Annotated in this window: 8 protein-coding genes; 3 read left to right on the top strand and 5 right to left on the bottom strand. The window is 61.3% G+C overall.

Going from position 1 to position 8,168, the window contains the following annotated elements; genetic code table 11:
* Positions 1-75: 75 nt before the first annotated feature.
* Together BBD46_RS02985 and BBD46_RS02980 are read right to left on the bottom strand one after the other, a co-directional pair.
* Positions 76-1,197 carry an NAD(P)/FAD-dependent oxidoreductase gene (locus BBD46_RS02985; protein WP_071400275.1) on the bottom strand — a complete coding sequence of 374 codons (1,122 nt, stop codon included), beginning with the start codon at positions 1,195-1,197 and terminating at the stop codon, positions 76-78.
* Positions 1,198-1,578: 381 nt separating this feature from the next.
* Entirely contained in the window at positions 1,579-2,397 is an 819-nt protein-coding gene (locus BBD46_RS02980; protein WP_071400274.1) for a manganese catalase family protein, read from the bottom strand.
* 400 nt (positions 2,398-2,797) lie between these two features.
* Between BBD46_RS02980 and BBD46_RS02975 the strand changes: the two genes are divergently transcribed.
* The gene (locus BBD46_RS02975; RefSeq protein ID WP_139173477.1) at positions 2,798-3,088 is read left to right on the top strand and encodes a hypothetical protein; all 291 of its coding nucleotides are present in this window, start codon (positions 2,798-2,800) and stop codon (positions 3,086-3,088) included.
* Positions 3,089-3,178: 90 nt separating this feature from the next.
* Here BBD46_RS02975 and BBD46_RS02970 read toward each other — a convergent pair whose 3' ends face one another.
* Positions 3,179-4,570 carry an NAD(P)/FAD-dependent oxidoreductase gene (locus BBD46_RS02970; protein WP_071400272.1) on the bottom strand — a complete coding sequence of 464 codons (1,392 nt, stop codon included), beginning with the start codon at positions 4,568-4,570 and terminating at the stop codon, positions 3,179-3,181.
* 163 nt (positions 4,571-4,733) lie between these two features.
* Here BBD46_RS02970 and BBD46_RS02965 point away from each other — a divergent pair, with 163 nt between their 5' ends.
* Positions 4,734-5,759, top strand: coding sequence for a D-2-hydroxyacid dehydrogenase (locus BBD46_RS02965; protein ID WP_071400271.1), 1,026 nt, complete (start codon positions 4,734-4,736; stop codon positions 5,757-5,759).
* Positions 5,760-5,981: 222 nt separating this feature from the next.
* A complete protein-coding gene (locus tag BBD46_RS02960) occupies positions 5,982-6,416 on the top strand; it encodes a universal stress protein (protein WP_071400281.1) in 435 nt (144 codons plus the stop codon).
* Positions 6,417-6,517: 101 nt separating this feature from the next.
* On the opposite strand, the gene BBD46_RS02955 is transcribed toward BBD46_RS02960, so the two are convergent.
* Together BBD46_RS02955 and asd are read right to left on the bottom strand one after the other, a co-directional pair.
* Positions 6,518-6,982 carry a DUF7344 domain-containing protein gene (locus BBD46_RS02955; RefSeq protein ID WP_071400270.1) on the bottom strand — a complete coding sequence of 155 codons (465 nt, stop codon included), beginning with the start codon at positions 6,980-6,982 and terminating at the stop codon, positions 6,518-6,520.
* Positions 6,983-7,084: 102 nt separating this feature from the next.
* The gene (gene asd / locus BBD46_RS02950) at positions 7,085-8,119 is read right to left on the bottom strand and encodes an aspartate-semialdehyde dehydrogenase (RefSeq protein ID WP_071400269.1); all 1,035 of its coding nucleotides are present in this window, start codon (positions 8,117-8,119) and stop codon (positions 7,085-7,087) included.
* Positions 8,120-8,168 lie beyond the last annotated feature (49 nt).

The raw sequence follows: 8,168 nt of genomic DNA, 5'->3' as shown, positions 1-8,168 counted from the left end.
ACCATCTCAGCATTCACCCTGCTCTCTGGTATGAGAACTGTTCTATGACACCCTCGAATCAGCACAATACCTGTTTCAGTCGTAGGTATGGTACTCAACTGCTTGTTCGAGTAATTCGTCTGGAATTCCCGGGACATCGTCGTTGCGGACCGGCCCGAGTTCGTCGATAAGGGACGGATCCCGCGGAAACTTACGCCGATCCCAGTGGATCGAGATGCCTGCCCGTGCACCTTCTCCGAGTGCGATTGGAACTTGATTATGGCCTGGTGTGAGGTCACCGACTGCGTAGACGTTTTCGACGGTGGTCCGACCGTGATCGTCGACAATGACGGTCCCATCATCATTGAGCGCACAGCCGAGTTCTGTCGCGAGGCCGTTGTTGTAGCTCGAGCCGTACAATGCGAATCCGCCGGTGTATTCGCGAACAGTCTCATCCTCGAAGGTCAATGACTCGAGCCAGCCATCATCGCCGTTCTGGACGCTGGCGATTTCTTCGTGGACGATCTCAATGGGGTGGTTCGAAAGCATCGATTCGGTTTCGTCACTCCAGGTTGGCTCTATCCCCCGTGTGAGGAGATCAACATCTGACGTGAAATTGAGCATGATTGCAGCGACGTACGCGGCGCTCTCGGACGTCCCCATGACATAGACCGGCTCGTCAACGAACATGTAGGCATCACAGTGCAAACAGTAGTGGAGGCCACGCCCAGTACGTGGGAGGGGAGGGTCTGGCCTCTCGTCGGTGAATCCGGTTGCAAGCACGACGTACTCGGCGACGTAGTCGGTGTCAGTTCCACAGAGCGTGATCTCTGGGACGCCCTCGGTAGTCGTTGACTCATCGTGATTCTGTTCCCGATCCTGTTTCTGTTCCTGTCCCCGTTCTTGGTGCTGCTCTTCAGAGGAGTCACGAGTGCTCTGTCCTGCGCGCGAACAAGATGAAATGGTGTCCCGGTAGACCGTACACCCATAGGCTTCGAGCTGTTCTTTGCCAATCGACAGGAATTCGGCCCCACTCGTTTCCTCGGGGATACCGACGACGTTGTGGACATCCTGCATCATGGCAGTGCGTCCTCCTCCGCGGTCGACGAGCGCAGTCTTGTTTCCAAGCCGTGTACAGTACAGTGCCGCACTCAGGCCAGCAGGGCCGCCGCCAACGACAACGACGTCGAACGGTGCCGATGTTTTCTCACTCGTCATACCGCTGGTTCACCGAGGAGTGTCAAAAACCTCTCCGCGGACCTAATGGCGATTTCTCTCGCGTGATTGTGGATAGCCGCTTCGCTCACGGTGGTGATAGTTGTGTACTGTGTGAAATGTCACCCGGAACACTAACGTCCAGCCTCATCCCGTGGCGGCGTGCCGCGTCGGCTGGCTAACCCTCGTGCCGGGTGGTTCACGTGTTGCGTGCCCGGGTTCGCCGTGCTGTCATCGCTCCCGAATGGGTACGCTCGGCCGGGGACTAAAGGCACGCAGTTGTCCTAGGAGCGTGGCGTGTTTAACAGTTTCACTCCTGTTGGTAGGAACCCGGCCAGAGATTTCGATGACATTGTCATTTATCCAGAGATTGAGTGACGGAGTTTACTCCCGTTCAGGCGTGTTGTATGTGCTTGGGTCCGGCTCGGGTGGAATTCCCGGACCATCACCTGGTTGTTCGGCGAGGTAGCTAAATTCACCTTTGCCATCAGGCGCCTCACCCTGGGTCCAGGGGAGGTTCGGGTCGTCCTGTGGTTCGCGCATGGTCGACATAAATGCGTAGTTGACCTCCTGATTTTCCTCCTCCTGTGGAAAACTCGCAGGAACTGGCACCGGCTCGTCGAGCGACTCGAGTGCGGCGAGCCACTGATTCTGGTGCATCGTGTCGCGGGCGATCAGGTACGAGAGCATGTCCTTCATGCCGGGGTCGTCGGTGTATTCCCAGAGCCGCGTTGCGAGGGTGCGGCCGGTTCCCTCGGCCATCACGTTCGCATAGAGGTCGCCGGCGAGGTTGCCCGACGCGACGATGTAGCCGCCGCTGAAGGGGACACCGTTGCTGTCGACTGGCATCGCGGAGAGGCCGGACGAGAGGAACTGTCGTGGGTTCTGGCCGGTCATCGCGGCTGCAGCGGCGGCGGTTTCCTCGGTTTCGTCGCGCATCTCCTTTGGCGACCCGCGGAGGTTCTCCGTGACGGCTGCAGCGAGCAGTTCGATGTGTCCGAGTTCTTCGACGGCAGTTTCCATCAGTAGGGTTCGATAGGTCTCGTACTCTTCAGGGAGCGCCCAGGCCTGGAACATGTACTGCATCGCGACGCGCATCTCGCCTTCTTGCCCGCCGATTGCCTGCTGGAGGAGCTTTGCGAAGTGCGGATCGGGGTTTTCGACCGTGACTTCGTACTGTAACTCTGAATCGTGATAGAACATCGAGGCATACTGGCGGGAAACAGCATTATAAAACACTGTTCCGCCCGAACTGGACAGTGAGGACGGCTGGTTGCTGTTCGGTATCGATCATTCAGCCGGTGTGGGTGTTCCGCTGACTCGCCCTGGCACGAGTAACGCCAATCACTATAGCGGCGGTGCTGGTCCGGTGAAGGTAATACTGATGCCTCGAAATACAGCGCACTCGACATCGCGACGAACGGTTCTCAAGTGCGGCTTACTGTCGGGGGCGATAGTTGGAGCGACAGCCGCGACCGCCTCGTCTCGCTATGCGTCGACGGGTGAGCACCGAGCCGATAACGAGAGCGCCGGTGAGCAAACGACTGCGCCCAAGTGGGGTGTCATGCGATCGTACCAGCATACTCCGCATACGAGTGTGACCGTGATCGAATCGGGACTCGAGTGGCAGCCGTCGTTGTTGGCGTCGTCGTACCGAACGCACGTCCTCGCGTCCGACCATTCGCCATCGTTGCGGTCGTTGCTGTTCACTGCGGCGGACGGGCCGGCACTCGAGTCAGGGCTGTCGTTCGAACTCGGCTTGCAGAGTGGAGTCGAAGACGAGGTGGGAGAGGCGGGGCAGGCAGAACAGGAGGGCAACGGTTCGGGCCCATCGCGACCGTCCTCGGCCGCGCTTCCGGCCCCGTTTGTGTCGATCGAATTGCAGGGGTGGTGACACGCCACTGATCGGTCGGTGGTGACCCGGAAGAACAATCGCGTCTAGCCCGTTCGATGTCGGTTTCTGAGAAGAAACCGCCCGCGTGAGTCAGTACATGTAGTCGTCTTCGTTGAACTGGACGTACTTCCCGTTGCGGTAGGTGAACTTTCGCTTCTTGTACGCCGCGAGAATTTTCGTCGCGCCGATGCCGGCGGAGTACGTTCGGTTGAGCAGGGCGTTCCCGGAACTGTCGCCCTGCATGTCGGTGACGACATCGAAGGCCCAGTCCCAGTCGTCGGGTTCGTACTCTTTGACGATGTCTGCGAACGAGACGTTACGCAGGATTTCGTCACCGATGGCGCGCTTCCAGATTTCGTTGTAGTTCTCCAGTGAGTCGGTTGCGGCGAGTCGACCGGCGATCTTACCGGTGCGAACGGCGACGTGGTACCCTCCTTCGTGGAAAGCCGAGGTCGTTCCCATCGCACCGCCAGCGACGGCGATGTTCGCACCGACGGGTGAGTCGATCGGCCGCGTCGATGAGATCGGGTACGTCTCGGTTCCCTTCGACTTGCCGCGATCCTCGACGATCGGGATGTCCTCCTCGATGTCGTACTCGTCACCGTACTCGAGTTCCAGCAGTCGCGTGATGTACTCGGAGCCGGAGGGGAGCTGGTCGTCCTCGGGGTCGAGCAGCGCGTAGGATTCGGGGTTGTCGACGTCCTCGAGGCGCATGCCGATGGGCATCGTCAGGCCGACGCGGGCGACGGTGCCGTCGTTGGGGAAGACCCACGGGTAAGCAGTTTCGCCCGGCATGTAGCCCCACCAGAATTTGAGGGTGTCCTCGAACTCCTCGAACAGTTCGGGCGGGAACTCCCGGTATTCCTGGTAGGCGATGTGGTTTGCCTCCGGCGGCGAGAGTTGCTCCGAGATGCTGCGTCCAGGCGGAGTGAACTGGTCGAGTGCCTCGAGCGTGATCCGGCGCTGTGGACCGTCGGCGAGGATAACGTACTGGGCCTCGAGTTGATCGCCGTTCGAGAGCGTCAGGGTGTGGGTCGGCCCCTTCGAACTCTCGGATCGGAGGTCAGTCTCCAGATCCGAGACGCCGGTCCCGACGCGCAGGTCCGCGCCGGCGTCGGTCGCGCGCTCGTAGAGCCAGTCGTCCATCCGCGCGCGGTGGAATGTGTAGCCGAACTTCGAATAGCTGGCGTCCATCCCCGTCGTGGTGAGTTTGACGGCGCTATTCGGTCCGACGAACTCGGTGCCCTCGAGTTCACAGAGGACGACCTCGTCGGGAATCTCCTCGAACTCGAAGTCCATGATATCGATCCAGTAGTCGAGCATGCCGGCGGCGTCCGTCGAGTCCGGCCCGAGTTCCTCGCGGTCCTCGCGGGGGACTCCCTGCTCGAAGAGGACCGTCTCGGCTCCGTGTGCAGCGGCCCGTTCGGCCGCGGTGGCACCCGCGGGTCCGCCACCGACGACCGCGACCTCAACGCGTTCCATACTCCGTGTGGAGTCAGTGGCCCGTATTAAAGTACCTGTATTTCCTGCCTGGAAGGGAGTCCCCCGAAATACGCACCGACCGAGGTCGACCGGCCTGCGTGCTACCCCTACCTATCTCACCGTGAGACCAACGTTTTTGCCCGCACCGCGTGAGGCCACGTACATGCCATCGAATGACGCACACGACGAGTATGTCGACGCTGCTACAGAGCCGCCAGTGGCGGACCCAGACGTGCTCGTCCTCCGAAAGGGAACTCACGGAACGCCGGTCGAACAGTACGCCGACGCTATCCGTGATCGGCTCCCGGAGCACACGGTCGCTCTCGCGCGCACCCCCGCTGCGGAACGTGAGGCAATCCAGTCCGCCAGCTTCGTCACCGGCATGACGCTCGACGAGGAGCTACTCGAGTCCGCCGAGAAACTCGAGACGTTTGCCTGTGCGTACGCAGGAACGGGACACTTGCCGCTCGATGAACTCGAAGAGCGCGGTGTGACGGTGACGAACGCGTCGGGTGTCCACGGACCGAACATCGGCGAGCACGTGCTGGGGGCGATTCTCCGGTTTACCCGCCGGTTCCACGTGGGCAATCGGCGACAGCGCCGCCGGGAGTGGCGCCACTACAAGGCCTACGAACTGCAGGGATCGACGGTAACGGTCGTCGGGCTCGGTGCCATTGGACAGGCGGTCTGTGAGCGACTGGAGCCGTTCGGCGTCGAGACGATCGGCGTCCGATACTCGCCGGAGAAGGGCGGGCCGACGGACGAGGTTATCGGTTTCGGTGGCGAGGACTTCCAAGAGGCACTCGCCAAAACGGACTATCTCGTGCTGGCGTGTCCACTCACGGAGACGACGCGCGGGCTGATCGACCGCGAGGCGTTGACGACGCTCGATCCTGAGGCTGTACTGGTCAATATCGCGCGCGGTCCCGTCGTCGACACTGACGCGCTCGTCACCGCGCTGCGGGGCGGTCGCATCCGTGGCGCATCGCTCGACGTTACCGATCCCGAGCCGCTTCCGGAGGACCACCCGCTCTGGACGTTCGACAACGTCCAGATCACGCCGCACAATGCGGGTCACACGCCGGAGTACTACGACCGGCTGGCCGATATCGTCGCGGAAAACGTCGAGCGACTCGAGAATAGCGAGGACGAACCGGTGCCTGAACTCGTCAATCAGGTTCGTCCCTGAGCTGAGACTGGTACTCGAGTTGCTGCCTTCAGTTCGAAACCCGGCATCTGACTGCAGCGTCTGAGAGCCGGTGTGGGAGAAGTGTTCGTCTTCCCGTGAACTCGGTGGCTGCGTGCACTTTTTTGGCACTCTATCTCGAAGTCCAGGCATGGTATTCGAATCGGGAGCCGGACAGACGATGTGTGTGACGAGAAGTGTACAGTCGGTGCCGGAGGGATCACGATGACGCTCACGTTCGACGGGACAGTGATCGTTCCGGCGGCCGACCCCAAAGATGGCAAGCGAACGGCCGAAGCGCTCACCCCGCATCTCGATGCGGACAGCCGGGTTGTCCTGGTGAACGTCATCGAGAAGGGAGGCGGGACGATCGATAAGGCACCGATGGAGCAGCGAAAGGAGTACGCCAACGAAATCTTCGAAGAGGCGCGCAAACCGCTCGTCGACTCTCCCGCGGCGATCGAGTCCGAGACGCTGTTCGGGACGGATATCGTCGAAACGATCTTCGACGCAGCGGACGAGTACGATGCAGACGCTGTCGTCTTCACTGCTCGGGAAGGAAACCGGATTGCAGAACTGTTGACGGGCGATGTCGCCCGCCGACTAGTCAAAGAGGGGACCGTTCCGGCCGTTGCGTTGCCACAGTTGACGACGGAGTAAGTGACGACGGACTGAGGGTGGTTTCGGACCGTGGTTCGGCCAGGGAGACTAGTTTTAGCCAGGTCTTGACCAGATTTTGCTCTGGCGTCGATCCTGGCTGTTCAGACTGTCGCTTCGGGAACGAAATCCCCGTCACCGTCCGGCTCGCCGTCATCGTCAGCGTCTACTCTCTTGTCTCCCTCGTCTCGCAACTGAGCAGCGAGTTTCTCGCCTGTCTCACAAAGTGCCACGGTGTTCGTTTCCGGATCGAACTCGAGTGCACCGGCGTCAGCCAGTTTCGGGACGTGCGTGTGGCGAAGCGAGATGTGGATCCGCTTGCGGGTTCCGAGGAGGGCATCGCCGGTCGCAGCGAGAGCGCTGGTGTCCTGTCCATCGGCGGCAAGAACGACGTGATCGGCGACGTCCGAGAGCGGCACGGGGTCCGTTCCCTTGCGTCCGTCGAGAGAGCGGAGCACGGCGCGGCGACGCCAGTCGGAGAGGAGATCGAAGACGGCGTCAGTCGTTGCAGCGTCGTCAGCGCCGGCAGGCGTCGAGAGCGATTCAGGATCGGAGATCACTGGAAGCATATTCGATACTGCGGGCGCTACCTCCTTGTGTCGCGCGCCAAATCAATGAGGTAAACTGGAACTACTAATGGAGTAAAAATGCGGTGTTAGCGCTCGGTACCGCTACAGGTAGCCGTTCTCGAGTAACAGTTCACCGTTCAGCACACTCGCGCCCGCAGCGCCGCGGATCGTGTTGTGTGCGAGGCAGTTGTACTGGAGTCCGAACGGCGTTTCCTGCAGGCCGCCCGCTGCAATTGCCATGCCATCGCCGACGGTGCGGTCCATGCGCGGCTGTGGGCGATCCGGTTCGTCGAAGACGTGAATGAGTGGTTCCGGCGAGGAGCGCAGGTCGAGCGACGGGAACGCACGCATCGCCTCGGCGGCGTCGGCCGGCGTGAGCTCGTCCTCGGTTTCCACCCAGACGTTCTCGAGGTGGCCGTCGATCGTCGGGATGCGGTTACACGACGCCGAGACGGACATCCCGTTGTGCGAGAGCTCCGCGCCGTCGAACTCGCCGAGCAGCTTACGCGACTCTGTCTCGAGTTTGTCCTCCTCGCTGCCGATGTAGGGGATGGCGTTGTCGATGATCTCCATCGAGGAAACACCGTCGTAGCCCGCCCCGGAGACGGCCTGCAGGGTCGAGACGTGGACCTTCTCGAGGCCGTACTCCGCGATCGCGGCGAGCGTCGGAACGAACGTGATCGTCGAGCAGTTCGGGTTCTTGACCAGCGCGCCGTCCCAGCCGCGTTCGTCGCGCTGAACCTCGAGCAGGTCGAGGTGGTCGGCGTTGATCTCCGGGATGACAAGCGGCACGTCCTCGGCCATCCGGCTGTTCGAGGAGTTCGAGGAGACGACGTAGCCCGCCTCACAGAACGCCGGTTCGACCTCCGCGCCGATACTCGAGGGGAGCGACGAAAAGAGGAGGTCGACATCGTCGGGAACCTCGCCAGGCTCGGTCGCGGTGACGGTCATCTCCCCGATATCGGTGGGGATGGGGCTGTCGACGCGCCACTTTGCTGCCTGTCTGTATGTCTTTCCGGCACTCGAGTCGCTTGCAGTCAGGGCGGCGATATCGAAGTCAGGATGCGGCTCAAGAAGCTGAATCAGTCGTTGTCCAACGGCGCCAGTTGCGCCGAGTACGCCTACTCGTACTGCCATTTTGTGTCACTGAGTGTCGTGGCCGCAAAACCGTTTGGATTTTCACCGC

It is taken from the genome of Natrialba sp. SSL1, from assembly GCF_001861355.1.
Classification (GTDB): domain Archaea; phylum Halobacteriota; class Halobacteria; order Halobacteriales; family Natrialbaceae; genus Natrialba.
Note: the sequence above shows the minus strand (reverse complement) of the source record. Positions and strands in the feature narration are given on the sequence as shown.

Coding starts and splice junctions, on each gene's coding strand:
- asd (WP_071400269.1), bottom strand. CDS start 8,119: ATGGCAGTACGAGTAGGCGTACTCGGCGCAACTGGCGCCGTTGGACAA.
- BBD46_RS02980 (WP_071400274.1), bottom strand. CDS start 2,397: ATGTTCTATCACGATTCAGAGTTACAGTACGAAGTCACGGTCGAAAAC.
- BBD46_RS02955 (WP_071400270.1), bottom strand. CDS start 6,982: ATGCTTCCAGTGATCTCCGATCCTGAATCGCTCTCGACGCCTGCCGGC.
- BBD46_RS02960 (WP_071400281.1), top strand. CDS start 5,982: ATGACGCTCACGTTCGACGGGACAGTGATCGTTCCGGCGGCCGACCCC.
- BBD46_RS02985 (WP_071400275.1), bottom strand. CDS start 1,197: ATGACGAGTGAGAAAACATCGGCACCGTTCGACGTCGTTGTCGTTGGC.
- BBD46_RS02970 (WP_071400272.1), bottom strand. CDS start 4,570: ATGGAACGCGTTGAGGTCGCGGTCGTCGGTGGCGGACCCGCGGGTGCC.
- BBD46_RS02965 (WP_071400271.1), top strand. CDS start 4,734: ATGCCATCGAATGACGCACACGACGAGTATGTCGACGCTGCTACAGAG.